The organism is Vibrio sp. F13 (assembly GCF_020806305.2).
Classification (GTDB): Bacteria; Pseudomonadota; Gammaproteobacteria; order Enterobacterales; family Vibrionaceae; genus Vibrio; species Vibrio crassostreae_C.
The window spans coordinates 1,614,989-1,634,042 of record NZ_CP170176.1; the positions used below are offsets into that span (position 1 = coordinate 1,614,989).

A 19,054-nucleotide genomic window follows, 5' to 3' on the forward strand; every position below is an offset into this window, starting at 1 on the left:
CCCCTTCGGTTAGATAAAAAAAGGAGCACGGCATGTGCTCCTTTTTTATGCAAGCCAGAGTGGAGGACTTTACCTCTCTCCAAACGCCACGCTAACATTGGTATAAATCGGTTTCCATAAGTATTGGAACACCGACTTCTCGCCAGTTGTGATGTCTACTTCACCCGTCATACCCGGCAGTATGGAAAAGCTTTCAGGGTTATCACGGAAGTAAGGCGTATCAACCGACACTACAACTTCATAATAGATCTCGCCACGTTCGCTTTGACTTGTGGTCGGTGAAATACTCTCCACCGCCCCTTTTAGCGCCCCAAAGCGACTGTAATCAAACGCATCAATCTTGATACGAGTCGGCTGCCCTACACTCACAAAACCAATATCTCTTGGTGACAAACGAGCTTTAAAGTCGGCTTTCCCACCAACAGGAACGATTTCAACCACAGTGCCACCTGGCTGAATAACACCACCGTTTTGCGTGCTTGGCAGGCTTTGCACCAAGCCTTGTAGCGGTGACACCAACATGGTGTTGGTCAGTTTCGCTTGGCTTGAACGAACTCTAGCATTCAATGCTGATAAGTCAGATACGGCTTTAGAACGATCATCGCTCACTTTAGCTTTCGCTTCCGCCAGAAGCTGTATGATTTTTTGGTCATTACTGTCAGCTTGTCTAATCAATACCGACTTCTTACCACGAGCTTCTTCGATTTTCTGTTCGATATTGGCCAATTTTTGTCGCATTTCAAGCACACGTAAACGTGAAATGTTACCCGCTTTATAACCCTTCTCCAGTATGTTCAACTCTTGCTTAGTCGCATTTAACTCTTTCTCATAACTCGGCAAGGCCTTTTCTACGCTACGAAGCTGCTCTGCAATTTGCTCGCTCTCTTTCTCAAGCACCACACGCTTTTGGAAGTAGAGGGCTTTTTGCGCGTTCAGCTGCGCTTTTTGTTGGCTGACGATCTCTGGGTAATCGACCTCAAACTCAGCAAGGTTAGGCTCACGCTGCTCAAGCAGCGCATTCATACGTTCCACACTGGCTAGAAGCGTCACTTGTTGGGACTTTAGCTCTTCAAGGGCGGTACGCTGGAAAGTGGCATCAAACTCAACAAGCGGCTGGCCTTTCTCAACCAACTGCCCTTCTTTAACGAGAATTTGCTTTAACTTCCCGCCAATCGCGCTTTGTAATACTTGCTTCTCGCCTTCTGGAATCACAGCACCTTTGGCTTTGGCGATTTCATCAACTTGAGTGACTACAGACCAAGTGGCAAAAGCAATAACACATAAGGCAACCGACCATGTGGCCAGCGCCAATGTACGAGCCGTATTTTGTGATTCAACAAGTTCACCGTAGCGCTTGCCCTTCTCGATAGATTGTTTAGTCATTAGCGACTCCTTGCTTAGACTCTGATTGTTCTTGTTGGGCTGCATTTTGTTGAGCAGACGCATCTTGAGTTGACGGCTGTAGCTCTTGAGATAACGGTTGCTCAGATAACTGCGGTTCTTGAGAAGCTTGAGGCTCTGAAGGCTGTTCCTGCTTCGAAGACTGCTCCGGCTCTAATGGACCGGCATAAACCACTGCACCTTCATTTAATACCACCACTTTATCGGCAAGCTTGATTAAATCCGGATCGTGGGACGTGTAAATCACCGTTGCTTTTCCTTTTTTCGACTGCACAAACTCACCAAATATACGTTTAGCATTTGGGTGAGCATCAGGCACAGGATTATCCATTAAGAACATTGGGTAGTCATAAACCAGCGCTTTCGCGTCAATGAGGATCTGCGCGACGCTGCCAGACAACATGTCAAAAAGGCTGTCCGGCTGAATACTGCTGATGGAAGTATCGAGCCCACCTGATAATGTCTCGAACCAACGCTTTCCTCCCACCATTTCAATTGCAGAGATCATTTTCTGATCTTCGACTTTGTGACCGTCGTTTAGCCACTCTCGAATACTCAGCGTAAGCAAATCAGGATATGCGGCTCGAATGAAACACCAGTGGCGATAAAGCTGCGGATCGTATTGAACGAGGTTAACGCCTTCAAGCTCGACCATGCCGTTTTGGATAGGTTGCAAGCCAGACAGCACTTCAATTAATGTTGATTTACCGCTCCCAGAAGGGCCGGTAATCGCGACAATTTCACCGGCTTCAATATCAAAGCTCACACCATTCAAAGCGGGGCGACTCTGTTTGGGATAACGCAGTGTCACTTGGTCTAATTTCAAGTTAGGCGCAACTGTCGGCAACGGGTGATGCTGGTAACTGAATTCACGCTCGGACGGCTGAGACAAGATACGGTTCACTTGCAACTTGGATTGATTAAAGCTATTAAAACGCATAGCGCTGTTTGCCAACACCTGAGCAGGACCCGTCACCTTAGATATCAACATCATTGAAGCAATCAAACCACCAGGGGTCATCACTTGTTCAAAAATAAGTCCTATGCCTAACCCCATCACCGCGAGTGTCGAGCCCACACCAATGAAATAGTAAATCGAGGTGTACCGACTCTGGAGAACCGATTGATTAAAGGTCACTGTTGAAGCAAGAAGATTGGCCTTTTTGAAGCGTTGAATCCAGTGCTCTGAGAATCCAGCACTGCGAATAAAGGCAAGCTTGGATGACAGCTCATTAGTCATGTTTTGACGATTCGTACCTGCCACTGTCGATTGCATTGAGCGCTTACTGCTAGAGCGTATCGAGCGTTTTGCTAGCAAGTAATAAAGGATTAAAGAGACGACTGGAACCAGTACCAACCATCCGCCTAAAACACCTATCGCAAGTACAAAAATAAGAATGAATGGCAGATCAAACAGCGCATTTCCTAATGGCCCCGATAGCACACCTGAAATGCGCTCTGACAGCATCACTTGGTTTTGCTGACTAGAAGAAGCTGTTTGCTGATTTTGAGCATAGCTATTACGAAGCAGACGCTGCACGAGGGATTGAGAAATCTCACGACTTACTCGGTTGGAAACTGAAGCAAACACTCGGCTACGTAATGTTCTCAACCAACCCATCATCACAAACAACAACGCCGCGCCAATGGCGATACCTTGCAACTCATGCCCTGCGTCACCGCCAATCACATGGTCATAAATCGACATCGTGATGAAGGGAACAGCAAGCGCAAATAAGTTAGTGATAAAGCTGACCAACAACAATTTAGGAATGATGGGACGAAACGCATGTAACCTTTCGCCAACCCAATCAGAAGAGGCCTTCTCTAATGGTGGCCCTTCGATAACAATACAAAACTGAGGGACATCGGTGATGTCGTCATTGGCATTAAAGGCAACAAATTGCTTGGATTCTAAATGACCAGAGATCAGCTCATGTTCACCAAGTACCAGTAAGACCAATTTATGTTCACCAACTTCATCTAGGTTGGCAACCAAGCGATAAGGCAGTGCAAGCCTGTCGAACAAGGCAAACATATCGTCGATTGATTCAATGCCATTTTCATCGACCCATTGATGTGCGAACAACTGGATATTAGCATTAACTTCCAACTGCTTAAGAACGGAAAGGCTCTCGGTTTCTAAATGATTCATCACCTCTTGTCGACCGCTGGTATCTGCACGGTTGTTCGTACCTGAAGGGTTACCAATATCTAAACGATTCATACGACGGCCTCCTGATTGCTCTCGCTGTCGACCGTAATAGCTCGACTTTCCACTGTAATGATTCGATTAGCAAATTCGCGAAGCTTCGAATGGTAGCTCACCATCAGTATCGTGCGTCCTGCCGTTACTTCTTCTTCCAACACCTTAGCTAGATTCCCAAGGGCGTCTAAATCAAGTGAAGAATCCGGCCTTTCCAACATGATTATGGGTTTATCACTTGCCAATTGAGCCGCGATATTGAGCATTTTCACGTTACCCATACTCAACAAAGAAGCACTCGTATGGCCAATTTGTGTCTCGAGCCCATCGGGTAATCGAGTAATCTCTTTGGTTAAACCCAAACGCTTTGCATAGTCACTGGCGCTTTGCGTTTTCTCAGGGTCAAAGCCACACAAGTTGTCGAGAATAGTACCCGACACCAACTGCCCTTTAACGCCACAGTAGGCCACAATATTGGTTACGGATGCGATTGAAACTGCAGCTCCGTTAATGAAGCACTCACCCCCTTTTAGATCATCAATACCTGCAATCGACGACAATAAATGACTGTTGGTGTGGCGATCTTCACTCTCTAACAATACCAACTCACCTTTATTCAGTGTCACATCTGCATGAGAGAGTTCACCATACCTTTCAACGGTCGCTTGCTTGATTTCCAACGTATCAAAGTCAGATAAAGGGATCTCAGGTTGCTCAGAATCTGAAGATTCCGATAGTGATAAGTCACTCAATTTTTCTATTGCCTGATTGGCACTGTGTATTGAATTAAGCTTGATTCTAACCCCAACCAGAGCACTCAAAGGCGCAACCGCTCTGCCAGATAAGATAGAACATGCTGCCAAGCCACCAGTAGTTAACTGACCATCCAACACCCATAAGCTGCCAGTGATCACGAGTAAAACTGACGTGGCTAATGCAGCAAGCTGAATACATTCTTGGGCGAAGGCGTTCTGTTCTTCTTCTCTCGCTTTAGACTGAGAGCGAACATTATTGAGGGATTTAAACTGATTGAAGATTCGAGACTCAACAGCCTGGCGTTTGATTCCCTGAATGGTTTGGCTCAGTAAAATCAAGAACGCTTTTCGCTCCTGCTCATCTTGGGAAGCTTCTTCACTTAAGCTTTTAACGCGAATAGAAGATAACCAAACAATTCCGAGAGTAATCAGCCAAACTGCCAAAGGTATCGCCACCAGCTCACCGCCGATGTAAGCCACCAAGCCCAAGAAGATCAAGGCAAAAGGCAAATCAATAAAGCCTGCAATCACACCACCGGAATACCAATCTTTGACTTTGGATACAGAACCAAGCCCCTCTTCCACGCCGCCAACACCAATTTGGCGGAGATGGCCTGATGAAGCCGTTGTTACTCTTTCAACCAAGGTTTGATAGGTCGCTTTCTCGGTATTGCTGGCCGCGGCTGACAAAAGCCAAGTACGCACAAACCGGATCAATGCTTCCATGGCAACAGCCAACGCTGCACCCGCCAACAACAAAGTGGCAGTACCGTAACTTTGGTTAGGTAAAATACGATCGTAAATTTGTAAAACCGTTAACGGAACGGCGAGAGAGAGAAGATTTATGAGTAAAGAAGGCAGTAGGACTTTCCCCACCACCCCTTTGTTTTTCATTGAACTTGCGGGCATACACAATCCTTATCCATGCTTATGAAATAAGATTGGTACACCATATTGAGTATTGCAAGGTAACGGACTGATTTAACGTGTTTTTCAATATAAATATGACACAGATCTTTCTATACAAATCTGTGGTTATACCTGTACCTTAAAAACGCTCGTTACAAGCGCTCCTTACAAACAATTGTCGTAATCCGTTATCGCCTGCTTTAACTTTGAAAAGTCTGAGTTACATAAATACGGTTTCAGCGCTTCAAATTTATCTGAGGGCCACTCGTATATTTTGAATGACATGAGTTCGTCAATAACGGACTCACCAAAGCGGTGTTTAACGACTTTAGCTGGGGAGCCACCAACAATACTGTAGGGAGCGACGTCTTTAGTCACCACACTATTCGCTGCAACCACAGCGCCTTCGCCAATCGTCACACCGGGCATCACCATCGCTCTCATGCCTAACCACACCCCATCTTCAATGTGAGTGTCACCTTTGCCAATGTAGGCATCGTCGATGACATCCATAAATGGATACAGCGAAAACCAATCAACTCTGTGTGTATGGTTGCCGCCCATCAAAATCACGACCTCTGCGCCAATACAGACATAATCACCGATATAGAGTTCGTCGATTTCCCATCGAGGCTCCCACTGGCGGCTGACTTCGTCGCCGTGTAAATAGCGCACTACCGATTGTTCAAAACCATTATCCCAGCAATCGCTGTAATAACTGTGTTGACCTTTTACATGAATATTGGGGTTGGTTACGACTTCATGCAGCAACTCGAATTTGGACCAATGCTTCTTTTGCATTTTTACCTCTGAATGATCTATTTAGTTTTATTCGTTAACTATCAAAATGTTCGACGATGCAAATCCAAGGTGCACAAACTAACGCCCTATAAACACAGGGTTCACTGGGATTAATAGTGAGTATCACGCTTAAATCATAGCAAAGTCGCTAAAACTAAAGAGGCGTCAGTGGATTCGAGGTTGCTTAAGAAGAGGAAGTAGTTTCAAAGTTTGCTCAGTTTTTATCGATAACTTGGTTGGATAATTTACAGGCGTAGTGTATCTGTTTAGTCGCACCAATTTGACAGGAAGATGTGATTAATAAGGTTTCAAATATCGTTTCGTGGAATACGGAATGAACAAGAGCCTGCGCGATTACACAGGCTCAAACTTAGACTCGCTATAAATTTCGGCTCACGCTTGGAGCTGGGTTCAGCGACTACATTCGAGCAAGCTGTGCTTTTCTGTCTTTATTCACCACACAAAAGTTACCGCGCTTAGTCCTGCATTTTGAACATCTTTCGCATTCAACAGGGCTTCTATCCCCTTCCTTCCAACGCTTAACTAAATGGGGTTCAGAAAGCAGCGGTCTTGAAAGCGCGAAGTACTCAATGCCCGTGTTGTTTGCGATGGCTTCAATGGCATCGAAATCCGTCAATCCACCAACCGTGATCACTGGGATATTAACGTCTTGGCAGATCGCGTGACCATACTCATGGAAGTAGCCTTCAGCTTGAATGGTAAAACCATCGTGCGACTCGCCAATCATAGTGTCTGCTTTACCATGAATATTACCTGACACGACAATGCCATCCACGCCCACTTGTTCAAGCTTTTTACAGACAATACGTGTTTCATCGAAGGTGACACCACCTTCAAAAAACTCCGAAGCTGTGAGCTTAACTAAGATAGGGAAATCATCACCCACCAGCTTGCGCGTCGCAGTATAGATCTCTAACAAAAATCTCATGCGGTTTTCTAAGCTGCCGCCGTATTCATCTTCACGTTGGTTGTAATAAGGGCTTAGAAATTGGTTAATCAGGTAAGTGTGAGCGGCATGGATTTCAACGCCATCAAAACCTGACTTCTGTGCTCTTAATGACGCTTGAGCAAAGGCATCAACAATGTAGTCGATCTCGTCTTTGGTCATCGCTTTGCCTAAAGTTTGAGTTCCTTTTTCTGGAACCTCACTTGGTGCGTAGATTACTCGCTCGCCAAGATCATGAGTGGTTTTGGTGCCACCATAAGCCAGTTGCATCACGATTTTAGAGTCGTTGTCATGAACAAGTTGAGTCAGCTTTTTGTACCCTTCAATGAATGAGTCGTTATACATCCCCATCATGCCCGCATTCGGCTTTTCTTCTTCAACGATGTTCGCGTAACCCGTCACGATCAGGCCGACTTCACCTTGAGCCAACTCTTCGTAGATAGCGTACAGTTTATCTGTCATATGCCCATCTTCGGTGGCCATATTTTCCCACGTTGCACTTCTCATGAAGCGATTCTTTAGTGTCATCTTGCCAATGTGGGTTTCTGTAAACAAAGTGCTCAAGTGTCTTCCTCTCAAAATCGTGTTACGCAAGTTACCCATTAAGCATGAGCACTGATTCAGGCGGATACTACAGAGAATAAGGCAGCGAAAACTTAATCTAGATTAAGAGAGCGGCACTCTCATGTGAGAAAGATATAGAAAGCATCAAAAAGAGATAAAAAAGATTGGAGAAATGGTAACAAAAGAAAGTCGCTAAGTTTTAATAAGCGACTTTGTTCAATTTAATCTGGACTAAGTCAATGGTTCTTACGAGAGGTGTCCACCTGCGAATTTCTGCCTGCTAACAGTTATTTGAACTCATAGGTGTAAGACGCGCCAACACTGTTATTTTCACCGAAATCGTCCTCAGCAAAAATAGTGAAGAAGTTGAATGATTGAGCGTCACTCAACTTGTAGCTAGCACCGCCGCCTGCCCAATACCCTGAATAATCATCAGACCCCATTGAACCGCCACCGAAGCCCATGATAGACCATTCATCAGTAATCGTTTTTAAACCAAACGCACCAATGTAGCCACCGTGTGTTGAGCTCGACATCAATACATAGTCAGAACCAACATTATCATCATCGAAAACCGCTACTTCGCCGTCATTATAGCTGTAACCAGCCATAGGGAAGATTTGCCAACCGAACGGCTAAAGTTGAAGTTAACAATACCCATAGGCAACAGCCATGAGCCGCCTATTCGCCATTCTTCGCCATCTGCGTTAACACGAGCATTGATCATTCGTGCTTCATCAAGCCCAATAGACCCAGAGAACTGCAGATCTTCGTTATAAGCAACGCCAGCTTTGGTTACGATTTTAGTCGGATCATCAGGGTGCTTCTCTTCAGCAAAAGCACCCGTTGAAAATAAAGACACTAAAGTAATGATTAGTAGATTACGTAATGTCATTAGAAGGTCGCGCTAACACCAACAAAGTGGATACGGCCATCGAACGAACCATTCAACAGATTAACTTGACCAAATCGACCATATCGATCCATCTCAACTGAACCCAAATCAGCGTATTCATAGAACACATCAATTAAGATGTCGTCCCAGTAGGTAGATGCGCCAACTGAGTAGCGGTACTGTTCACCCACAGGAAGGTCAACCCATTGCATTGACGGATCGTCTTGCGGAGAAGTTTCGTAAGAGAAGCCAGCTTTCAAACGCCAGTCTGAATTCAATTGATAATCCGCACCTACCGCAAATTTCCAAACGTCATCCCAGTCACGCTCAATCGGAACACCATTAATTGGACTTCCTGCTATTCCAAAATCAAGAACGGTTGTATCCCATTCACTCCAACGATGGAACTGAATACTAGCAAGCAGGTCAAGTTGAGAGTTCAAAGCATAGCTCGCACTGACATCGATGATTTCAGGTAAAGCAATATCAGTTGATAATGAATTCAATACGCCTTGGTTAATAACGCCATTTACATCATTGTTAAACTTATGCTCTAGCTTAGAACGGTAACTTGCGCCCAGCTTAAGTTTATCTGTCGGTGTGTACATTACGCCAAGGTTATAGCCGTATGCCCAGTCAGTATCTTGCTTCGCAGTAAGCATTGACGTTGTTTGTTGGAATGCAGCCCAACTGAATTGCACACCCGCGCCTACTGACCATTGGTCATTCAGCTTATAACTCAGTGATGGGTTCACTTGCATTGCAGTAAGAGTGATATCTTCTAGAAGTGCAGCACCCGCCCAATCACTGCCGTAATCAAGGCTAGAGCCGCCAACAGCGCCAAGCGCGATACCAAGGTGTAATTTGTCTGTGACTTGATGAGCGTGGAAGGCACCAAATGACGGCATTACGGAATGAGCTTTACCATCTGGATTACCACCGTTATCTTGATACTTCATTTCAAGATCGAATGCCATGGTATTGATCGTGGTTTTGCTTTCACCCATGTGAGACATGGTTGCTGGGTTAGTCCACATCGCCGCGGCAGAGCGAGTGTAAACACCATCACCGGCGCCGGTAGTACCGGCATTGGCGACGACAGCTTCTTGTAAAAACAAACCACTTGCGAAAGCATTTAAACTTGTAAAAATTGCGGTGGCAGCTAGCGAGTAAGTAAAAGTTTTGTTCATTAGATTGCTCATTTAGCCTTAGACATTAAATTGCTCTAAGGTTACCGCAAAGCCCCATAAACAAATGGAATATCCGTTATTCCTGTACAAACGCTATTTGAACTTTCTCGCGACGTATGGACGTGGCTTGTCTCGATGAATTTCACGTTGAGCAGCGATTGCTCTATTCTTACCTAACCCTACCTTTATCTGATACCAGGTCTCATAAAATACGGCCATGCCAGGGCTTGACCACCAAGTCTTGTTGTAGAGTTTCTTATTAGCAGCGACAACATCTGGCGACCGATTCGCACACTCAAGTGCCAATGCATAAGCTTCAGCATAAGGGTCTTCGGCAATCTTGGTTACCAACCCATAGTCTTTCGCTTTTTCACAGTCGATCTCTTTAGCGGTCATCGCCATTTCTAAGGTGTGATCTTTACGCATTAACTCTCGAAATGCGATGGCGCCTCCCATATCTGGAATCAAACCCCATTTCGCTTCCAATATCGAGAAGGTCGCGTCTGGACTGGCCATCCTAAAATCACCACCACTGGCTAATTGCAGGCCGCCTCCCCAACAACGACCATGAATCGCAAAAATGACAGGACATGGGATCTCTCGCCAACCAAGCGAAAAGCGCTGCGCAGCATTGGGTAATGTCGGTAACCATTTGAACAAGAGCTTCATCGCCCCTACTTTACTGTTCAATAACGATTTAACATCTAAACCAGAACAAAAATCTGAACCACTGCCTTTAACAATAACAGCTCGAATATCTCTGTTCTTCTTGAGCTCACTTATCATGTCATTAACGGCTTCAAACATCGCCATATCAATAGCATTGAGCTTATCGGGTCGATTCAACACAACCGTCGCAATTTGGTTTTCATCGATAGAACAAGTAATACGATCGAGGTTTGGCATGGTGGCTACCTTACAAGTGGTCAGACCTTTAGGTTATACATTTTATTAACATATGCCAAACTTGCACATTAAGAAGCGAGACCTGTGTTGCTTAACACCGCTCCCTTACACAAACGACATCAATAAAAAAGCAGTGATGGATCGCTCCATTCACTGCTTTTCATTCGTATCTTTTATTACCAATAGCTTTTGCCAGTAGTTTTGAATACCAATAGCTTTGATAATCAAGGATTCTCAGTTTTGGTAGAACCTATGTTCTTCGAGATTTCAGTAGCAAGAAGATGAAGTAGCTACCACCAATAATTGAAACTAACGTCCCTGCTGCAAGCTGCGCTGGGAACACCACCACTTGCCCTAGCCAATCGGCGAATAGCATCAATGCTGCACCAATTAAAAACGACAAGATGATCTGCTCTCGAACCAAACGAGCCCCCACCATTGCAGCGATATGCGGAGCTAACAAGCCGACAAACGCGACAGGCCCCATGGTTGTTGTCACGACCGAGCATAAGATCGCAACAATACACAACAGTGCCACGTATGCGATATTGATATTCAACCCTCTGGCACTCGCGAACTGTCGTCCAGTCGCAATTAAGGTCACCCAACGGCTCAGTAACAGAGCAACACCAATACAAGCCGTTATCACTACTGCCATTATAGTGGCTGATTCAGGCTCCACACGGTAAGTAGAGCCGGCTAACCAAGCCAATAATGTGTATTTCCCCTCACCCACTCGCGTTAAAGAGAATTGCACCAAAGCTTCCAAGACTGCGGTCAGCGAAATACCGATAAGGATCAAAATCGATGGCGCAAACTGATGCTTCTTGCCAAGGAACAATAATAGACAGAGTGCAATCGCACTGCCTAAGAAAGCAATCCAAGGGCTCAATGAGTGAATCGAATATCCCATAAACAAGCTGCTGAAAATCAAAGCTAGAACCGCACCCGCCGACACACCAAGAATGTCTGGGCTTGCGAGCGGATTGTAGACCAACCTTTGTAAAATCACCCCAGCCACCGCTAAGCCACCACCAGCGAATATCGCGGTTAACATTCTCGGCCAACGAATAGACCATTCAAATGCATCTGGGATAACAAAGTAGCCCATATCAGAAGAAGGCTGTGACAATGCGCTCAACGCGAACAACCCGAAGATCATCAAGCCCAACAAGAAGTAAGCCAAAGATGAAATAGACTTCGGACCTTTAGGCATTGAGAAAAACAACTGATCTTGAGCAGACATTTGCTTTCTCGCAATAATGATCAACGCAGGAGCACCAATCACTGCGGTTGCCGTCCCTGTTGGAATCATGTCCAAAGACCATTGCGCCAAGAAGATCGCCAAGCTGTCGGTGACACAAAGTAATAGCGCACCTAATACACAACTCGCGATGAGTTCAGATTTAGCCTTTAGAAAACCTAGATGCCTAGCGATGTTCGGAGCAATCAAGCCGATAAAGCTGATCACGCCCACTGAGGTAATCGACACTGAAACCAACCAAACGCCGATTGCCATTAGCACAAAGAAGGTCGTGCCAATATTGAGCCCGCGCGCCGCAGCCCCTTCAGTGCCGATGGAAAGCAAAGTCAGAACTCGCGGAGCTAAGAAGAATATGGCAAAAATCGGCAACAGCTTAGGCATCAACCAAAGCACTTGTTCCCAGCCATTTTGCCCTAGGTCGCCCGCTCCCCATACAAACAGATTTTGTGCGTACTGATCGTTGAGCAGAATAATCGCCGTTGCAAATGCCCCTAATAACAAGTTGACCGCCATACCCGCCAATACAATTGGCAAGCCGCTCATGTTTTTGATTCCGACAATCGAAACAATCAGCCCCATCGCAAGCAGCGCACCGACCAAAGCAAACCAAACTGAATACTGAGCGACCAACATCGGCGCCACCACATTCAGAATAACCAGACCAAGCCATGCACCTGACGATGTACCTAAGGTTAACGGGGACATCATGCGATTCTGTGTCAGTTGTTGAAACAAGCTGCCGATGGTGCCAAGTGTTGCGCCAACCAAGATCGCCATCACCAAGCGAGGTAAGTTGACATAGGCTAACGCCATCAACTCAAATGAATCATCAACCATTGAGTTGAATGTCGCGATGTCACTGATCTGTGAGACTTGCTGAAGCAACTCACCAATAGGACCAAATTCCGACTGCCCTAACCATAAATGAACAAGGGCAGCACAAAGCAGCGCAGCCCCCATCATAAAACCACTGGATTTCATTACTGCTCCGCTAGCGTCAACAACGATTGCGCCATGGCTTCTGCGTTATACAAGATCGACATAGCACCGCCGTAGCTCCAACTTGCCGCTACTGGGCTAAATTGACCATTGCGAACAAAGGGCATGCTCTTCCAAACCGGAGAACGGTTTAGCTTGTCTTGATATGGGAAAGGTTCAAAGTAAAGCGCAATGCCGTTCTTCACGTTCTTAAGCTCGGTCATGCGTTTTTGACTGATGCCCCACTGACTTGCAGGAAGATCCATCGCATTGTCAAAGCCAAGCTGCTCAAGTGCGTATTGTGGAATCGAGTTATCGCCATAAATGAACACCGATGTAGTACTCGCAAAACGGAAAGAAGTGACTTTCGGTTTGTCGCCCGGATACGCTTTATCTAACTCAGCTTTTAGAACAGCGATACGCTCATCCATTGCGGCCAGCTTTTGGTTCGCTTGTTCTTCTTTACCAAGCAACTGGCCGATCTTCTTGAAATTCTCAATAGCAGCCGCTGCATTGCTGTGTTGTTCGCTGTACGTTTGGTAGTAAAGCACGGGCGCAATTTCAGAAAGTCGTTCCTGAAGATCTTTCTGAGGAGAAGCGATAAGAATCACATCAGGGTTTAGCTTTTTAAGCGCCGAAAAGTTAGGTTCAGTTCGAGTGCCAATATCCGCCACGCCTTCTGGAATCGCAGGCTGAACAACCCAATCGGTATAACCTGCAATATCAGGTACCGCTACTGGTGTAACACCGAGTTCAATCACTTGTTCGGCTATGTCCCAGTTCAGCGCAGCCACTCTAACAGGCTGAGCTTCAAGGGTTTTAACACCCTCACTGTCTTCAACTTGAAAGTTGGCCATCGCTTGAGCTGATAACAACAAGCTCAATGAGACAATGAACGAACTCACTTTAGGAAAACGAGAAGTAAAATAGTTGGCTTTCATATAATCACTGTCACTTTTTAATTGTTTATTTAACGACAAAAGCAGCCTACACAGGCTGCTTAGATTTATGTATTCAAATGAATTAGAACTCGTAGTTCACGCTGAGTTCTACTGACTGCTCTGCACCGAACCAACAGTTCGATTGGTCGTAGCAGGTGTAGTACTCTTCATTAAACAGGTTGTTAACCAGCAAGTTAGCCGTTGCACCTGACAGAGTTTCACTTGCTTCCCCTAGGTCATAACCTACGGATAAATCGACAACCGTATATGATGGTACTTTTCCTTGAGTATTCGTTGCATCCATCTCCATTTCACCCATGTAACGAGCACCTGCACTGAAGCGAGTTCCCGATAAAGCACCACCATAGACATAGTAATTGCTCCATAGATTAGCGGCATGTGTCGGTACATAGATTGGTGTCGTTCCTTCAAGGTCAGGGTTTGCATCTTCCGTTACTTCCATATCGACGTATGTATAGCTCGCGTTCACATCCCAATCTTCCGTTACAAACCATCTGCCTTCGACTTCGACACCTTGAGAACGCACTTCGCCTAACTGAATCTTAGAGCGATACGTTGGATCCGATGGATCGGCAGCAATTGAATCTTTCTTAGTAATGTAAAAGTATGATGCTGTAAGTTGCTGTGCCATATCAGCAGACAGGTATTTCACACCTAGTTCGACTTGCTCACCCAGCTGAGGTTTTAAAGAGTTACCGTTAATATCGGTACCAGCAGCTGGTTCAAAACTCGTCGCGTAACTTACAAATGGAGAGATGCCATTATCTAACTCATACAAAGCACCTACGCGGTAAGAGAACTGATTGTGATCCGCTTTTTCTGTGCCATCGCTTGTTGGATAAATGCTCGTTTTTTCGTCACTCGCTTTGAACATGTCGTAACGTCCACCAGCAAGTAAAACCAGCGCGTCGTAGCGAACTTGATCTTGGAAATACAAGCCCAGTTGCTCGGTCGTGATGTCATGTGATTCACGATAATTCTCTTGTAGCTGACTCTTATCAAGCAAGTCATTATTTGGGTTGTATGCGTTAAATCCGTAGAAACCAGCGTTCGCGGTGAACTCTTGATACAAAGAGTCGCCCGTCAGTTTTAGGTAATCGAGACCAAACAATAAGTTATGCTCTAGCCCAGCAACCTCGACGCGACCTGATACTTGGTTGTCGATAACAAAGCTTTGAGAGTCTTCATCCGTGCTATACACATTTCGAATTAAGCTACCAGTTGCGGCGTTAAAATTCGTACCGCGATGGTAGGTGTTTTCTTGATATAGCGACGCATCGGAATAACGAGCGTTCTGAAGGAAAGTCCAGTTGTCATTGATTTGGTGGTTAATTTTGTAACCTAACATCAAGACTTCACGTTCAAAAGTACTCCAGTTCTTGTCGCCCATCGACACAGATGGATCACTTGCCTTCAATACTTCGAGCGGCATTGCAGAGTTAGTACCCATTGACGGATCATTCTGATAGTAAAGATTGAAGTTAATAAGTGTTCGATCAGATACCTGCCAATCTAGCGATGGAGCAATCACATAACGCTCTTCTTCAGCGTTATCAACTTGGCTGTCTTGTTTACGAGCGAGTGCAACTAAACGATATGAAAAGTCACTGTCACCTAACTGACCTGAAGTATCAATTGACGCTTCCATCAAGTTTCTTGAGCCTGTAGATACACCCACTTTTGTCGACCCGTCTTCTTGCGGTGCCTTCGCGATCATGTTGACCATACCACCCGGCGGCATCGATCCATACAACACAGACGTAGGGCCTTTAAACACTTCAACTTGCTGAATCGCAATAGGGTCGATCTGAGGTTGCAGGTTCCATCCAGTCAGGAACGGCAGAATCAAGCCATCGTAGTAACTCTGATTGTTACTAAACCCACGAATCGAGAACGTATCGTACATGGTTACTGATGCGCCCTTTTGCTCAGTCACAACACCCGGCGCGTATCTAAGCGCTTGGTTAAGAGACTTTACACCTCGTTGCTCTAACTGTTCTTCATCAATGACTGTAATACCTTGAGGTGTTTCTTCCGGCTCAAGTGCCGATTTTGTGGCTGTATTACGATAGGCTTTACCCATAATAGTGACAGTTTCTATATTCGAATCTGCCGCAGTAACGGTTTCTTCCGCCAATGCTTGCGCTGAAAACGCAGTCAGCAACGCTACTGCCAATGATGAATACTTAAAACGAGTGTGAGTGGTCATAATTCCCTCGGTACCAATGCTTAATATAAATAATAATAAATCTCATTTGCATTGTATGTATCTAGAGGTGGGATAATTAACAATTTGGTGCAAATTCAAAAAGAACTTGACCTATTTTTAGTCGAAAACGGTCAATTGATGATTAAAAAGACAATTGACCCTATTGATAGGAAGGCTTTGCTAGAAGAGAGTGAGCGGGAATATGACTACGATTTAATAATAGGAACCCAGTACTCCATTTCAGCGTCAGAGGCATGTGCTTGATAGGCAAACGGGTACACTTCAAGCTCATATCCATCGACGCCACGATAACCTGAACTTGGCATCCAATTCAGCACAAACCAACTCAAGGTGTGTCGTAAATTCTCAATTGGACCACAGTGCTTCACTACAGCATAAGTTTGCTTAGGAACCGTCAGTACCTCTAATCTTTCAGAGATAATACTCGGTAATTGCGGGATTGAAATTCCTTCCTGAAGTTCTACCCCTGCCCAATAGTGAATATTAGTCCCGTCAAAGCAAGACTGAGTCAGGTCAACCACGCCAATGAACTGGAGCACGTTGTCGTCAGGGATCTCAACTTCACCTTCTAAACGTGACCATAGCTGAGGGACTTTCTGAGCGAAGTCTTGCGTGAGTGAAAACAGACCACTGATTTCTGATGTCATGCCTTTCACTAGGAAAGACTCTCTTTCATCAATGCGCACTTCCACAAAGCTTAACGCCCCTTTTTCAGAAGTACTCGCTGTTTCAGATACTTGTATCGGCTTTCTTAGCCCGACTCTTTTGCCTGCTTTTCTATACTGACTTGGGCTAGACCCAAACATCTGCTTAAACGAGCGGCTAAAGCTTATTTCTGAATTGAACCCGAGCCCAAGAGCAATATCTATCACGCGATCTTTTCCATCAAGCAGGTGTTCTGCAGCTTGGCTTAACTTTAGCTCTCTCACATAGTTAGCCACAGTAAGCCCTGTTTCGGCTTGAAACACTCTCTGAAGCTGCCAACGAGACCAACAGCTTTGTGTCGCAATATCTTCTAATGATAGCGAGGAGCTAAGGTTCGAATGGATATAGGTTAAAACGCGACTGATACGACCAAATGCAGGTGTGTTCATATTTAAGCTTTCATATTCTCTATAGTTGACAGCGACATATTCGATTCACCAATACTTTTATCATTTAAAACGGCTTTTATCACTCAAAAAAAGAAGCGCTCATGTGTGTTCTATAAAATGACCAAAAGATAGAGGCACCGAGTAGATGCTCCATTTTGTATGGTTATCCTCGATTATGTCCGTTATGATAACGCTACTGATTCTCATTTAATGGTTTATGATGCTTTCCCAGCTGCACAATATTATCACTCGTCGGAGAGCCCCGTCTCTACATCAGAAAATCTTCGCTCACTCAAAACAAGTGACACCTTATTTAAGTGGAAGCTTTGGTGTTCTGCATAGCAAGAGCATTGCAATAACGAATGATGATAGCCATAAAGAAATCAAACGAGTTTACGATGGCCTTGCGCAGAGCCACCCTGAAGCAGGCAAAGCCTATTGGTTAACCCGAACGTGGGATCTGGTTTGCTGGCAACCAATCTACGTGACCTTTATATCTATCTACGGCCTTCACTCACTGCCTGATATTAAGAACATCGGCCAGTTTAGGTACAAAGAATTTGTCACAGGCTACCGTTTCTTTAATGGTGATCATCAACACGGTTCACCAGAAGAACTGATTCCACAAGCAGGCGAAGCTATTCTTGCACTCACAGAGTTTTATCGTAGCCAGATTAGTGAGTGGACACGTATTCGTCCGGGGTTTACCAATCATCTACTTGCTGATCTATTATTAGGCAGCTTGATAAAACTACAGCAGCACGAACCGAGCCTAACCAACGATTATATCACTGAACAAGCTAAGCTTTGGTTAGAAGCATGCCAGTTACCTGAAAATCATTTAAACAGCCTTAAAATAGACGCTGATTCGGGGATGCTAAAACTGTTCAGAATCAGCTGCTGCTTAGTTTATAAGTGCGACTCTAGAAAGTATTGCGACGATTGCCCAAGACATCCCGACAACAAAAAAACAGCTCAATAACACCCTCTATTTTTAAAAGCCAATAAAGCTCGTTTAATTTCACTGAAGCGCTTTATTGGTCTAGGCACAGGACTGACATGTTTCAGCTTTCAAACATCAAAATTGTTCGTGATGAACGAACGATTCTCTCAATCGAAGACCTCTCGATTCCGACCAACGAACTGACCGTCGTTCTTGGCCATAATGGTTCGGGTAAATCTACGCTCGTTAATTTACTCTCAGGGCAGATGTCACCAGATCATGGCAGCGTGGAACTAGACGGCGCTTCCCTCTCTTCATTCAAAAGCAAAGACTTAGCCAAGCAGATTGCTTATTTACCGCAAAAACTCCCCGCTTCTGCTGGCTTAACTGTCGAAGAGCTGGTTCGTTTAGGGCGTTTCCCATGGAGAGGCGCACTAGGCCGTTGGAATTCAGAAGATAAGTCGATCATCCAGCAAGCAATGGAAAGAACCGGTGTTACTGAATTCTCACAAGCATTAGCGGATGACTTATCTGGTGGTGAACGTCAACGAGCGTGGGTCTCTATGTTACTAGCTCAACAGTCACCGGTATTGATCCTTGATGAACCGACTTCTGCACTGGATGTTCATCATCAATTTCAGCTAATGGGCTTACTGTCTGAACTCAACAAAAAAGAAGATGTTGGGGTGATCGTTATTTTACACGATTTGAACCTAGCGCTTCGTTACGCGACGCATATTGTCGCCCTGAAAAAAGGTCAGATTGCGTTCGAAGGCAGCGCGGATAAGTTACTCGATGAAGAGGCTTTGTCAGCACTGTATGAGTCCCCTATCCGACTGATCGATCATCCAGTGCCAGCCAATACTGCAGCAAGTGAGAAGGTTGCAGTCGTCTGTGAATAGTTCGGGCATTTCAGTCTAAGCTCTAAGCTCTAAGCTCTAAGCTCTAAGCTCTAAGCATAATAAAGGCCATTGAAATCATAAACTTCA

13 protein-coding genes and 1 pseudogene are annotated in these 19,054 nt (G+C 45.1%); 2 read left to right on the forward strand and 12 right to left on the reverse strand.

The genetic code is table 11. From position 1 onward, the window contains the following. Nucleotides 1-69: 69 nt before the first annotated feature. The 12 genes and pseudogenes from LMH68_RS22025 to LMH68_RS22080 form a co-directional block, all read right to left on the reverse strand. Nucleotides 70-1,383: an HlyD family type I secretion periplasmic adaptor subunit gene (locus LMH68_RS22025; RefSeq protein ID WP_229648337.1), complete on the reverse strand. Its 1,314-nt coding sequence runs from the start codon at nucleotides 1,381-1,383 to the stop codon at nucleotides 70-72. Next, complete coding sequence (locus LMH68_RS22030) at nucleotides 1,376-3,628, reverse strand: ABC transporter transmembrane domain-containing protein (protein ID WP_229648336.1); 2,253 nt, start codon at nucleotides 3,626-3,628, stop codon at nucleotides 1,376-1,378. The genes LMH68_RS22025 and LMH68_RS22030 overlap by 8 nt, the downstream gene beginning before the upstream one ends. After that, nucleotides 3,625-5,271 carry an ABC transporter ATP-binding protein gene (locus LMH68_RS22035; protein ID WP_229648335.1) on the reverse strand — a complete coding sequence of 549 codons (1,647 nt, stop codon included), beginning with the start codon at nucleotides 5,269-5,271 and terminating at the stop codon, nucleotides 3,625-3,627. Before LMH68_RS22035 ends, LMH68_RS22030 begins: the two co-directional genes overlap by 4 nt. A 165-nt stretch (nucleotides 5,272-5,436) precedes the next feature. After that, on the reverse strand, nucleotides 5,437-6,072 hold the full coding sequence (locus LMH68_RS22040; RefSeq protein ID WP_229648334.1) for a CatB-related O-acetyltransferase: 636 nt from the start codon (nucleotides 6,070-6,072) through the stop codon (nucleotides 5,437-5,439). Between the two features lie 418 nt (nucleotides 6,073-6,490). Beyond that, nucleotides 6,491-7,546, reverse strand: a complete 1,056-nt coding sequence (locus tag LMH68_RS22045; RefSeq protein WP_229648340.1) for an NADH:flavin oxidoreductase — start codon at nucleotides 7,544-7,546, stop codon at nucleotides 6,491-6,493. A 344-nt stretch (nucleotides 7,547-7,890) separates the two neighbouring features. Next, nucleotides 7,891-8,498, reverse strand: a pseudogene (locus LMH68_RS22050) (hypothetical protein). Next, nucleotides 8,498-9,688, reverse strand: a complete 1,191-nt coding sequence (locus tag LMH68_RS22055) for an OmpP1/FadL family transporter (RefSeq protein WP_017070530.1) — start codon at nucleotides 9,686-9,688, stop codon at nucleotides 8,498-8,500. The pseudogene LMH68_RS22050 and the gene LMH68_RS22055 overlap by 1 nt, the downstream one beginning before the upstream one ends. 93 nt (nucleotides 9,689-9,781) lie before the next feature. Further along, nucleotides 9,782-10,594, reverse strand: coding sequence for a crotonase/enoyl-CoA hydratase family protein (locus tag LMH68_RS22060; protein ID WP_229648333.1), 813 nt, complete (start codon nucleotides 10,592-10,594; stop codon nucleotides 9,782-9,784). Nucleotides 10,595-10,844: 250 nt separating this feature from the next. Beyond that, entirely contained in the window at nucleotides 10,845-12,839 is a 1,995-nt protein-coding gene (gene fhuB, locus LMH68_RS22065; RefSeq protein ID WP_229648332.1) for a Fe(3+)-hydroxamate ABC transporter permease FhuB, read from the reverse strand. Next, nucleotides 12,839-13,777: an iron-siderophore ABC transporter substrate-binding protein gene (locus LMH68_RS22070; protein ID WP_102333675.1), complete on the reverse strand. Its 939-nt coding sequence runs from the start codon at nucleotides 13,775-13,777 to the stop codon at nucleotides 12,839-12,841. Before LMH68_RS22070 ends, fhuB begins: the two co-directional genes overlap by 1 nt. Before the next feature lie 82 nt (nucleotides 13,778-13,859). Then, nucleotides 13,860-16,007, reverse strand: a complete 2,148-nt coding sequence (locus LMH68_RS22075; RefSeq protein WP_102333676.1) for a TonB-dependent siderophore receptor — start codon at nucleotides 16,005-16,007, stop codon at nucleotides 13,860-13,862. A 206-nt stretch (nucleotides 16,008-16,213) separates the two neighbouring features. Continuing rightward, nucleotides 16,214-17,122 carry an AraC family transcriptional regulator gene (locus LMH68_RS22080; RefSeq protein WP_017086415.1) on the reverse strand — a complete coding sequence of 303 codons (909 nt, stop codon included), beginning with the start codon at nucleotides 17,120-17,122 and terminating at the stop codon, nucleotides 16,214-16,216. Nucleotides 17,123-17,342: 220 nt separating this feature from the next. Here LMH68_RS22080 and LMH68_RS22085 point away from each other — a divergent pair, with 220 nt between their 5' ends. Together LMH68_RS22085 and LMH68_RS22090 are read left to right on the forward strand one after the other, a co-directional pair. Further along, on the forward strand, nucleotides 17,343-18,104 hold the full coding sequence (locus LMH68_RS22085) for a siderophore ferric iron reductase (protein WP_229648339.1): 762 nt from the start codon (nucleotides 17,343-17,345) through the stop codon (nucleotides 18,102-18,104). 77 nt (nucleotides 18,105-18,181) lie between these two features. Continuing rightward, nucleotides 18,182-18,967, forward strand: coding sequence for an ABC transporter ATP-binding protein (locus LMH68_RS22090; protein ID WP_102333678.1), 786 nt, complete (start codon nucleotides 18,182-18,184; stop codon nucleotides 18,965-18,967). The last annotated feature ends 87 nt before the right edge of the window (nucleotides 18,968-19,054 follow it).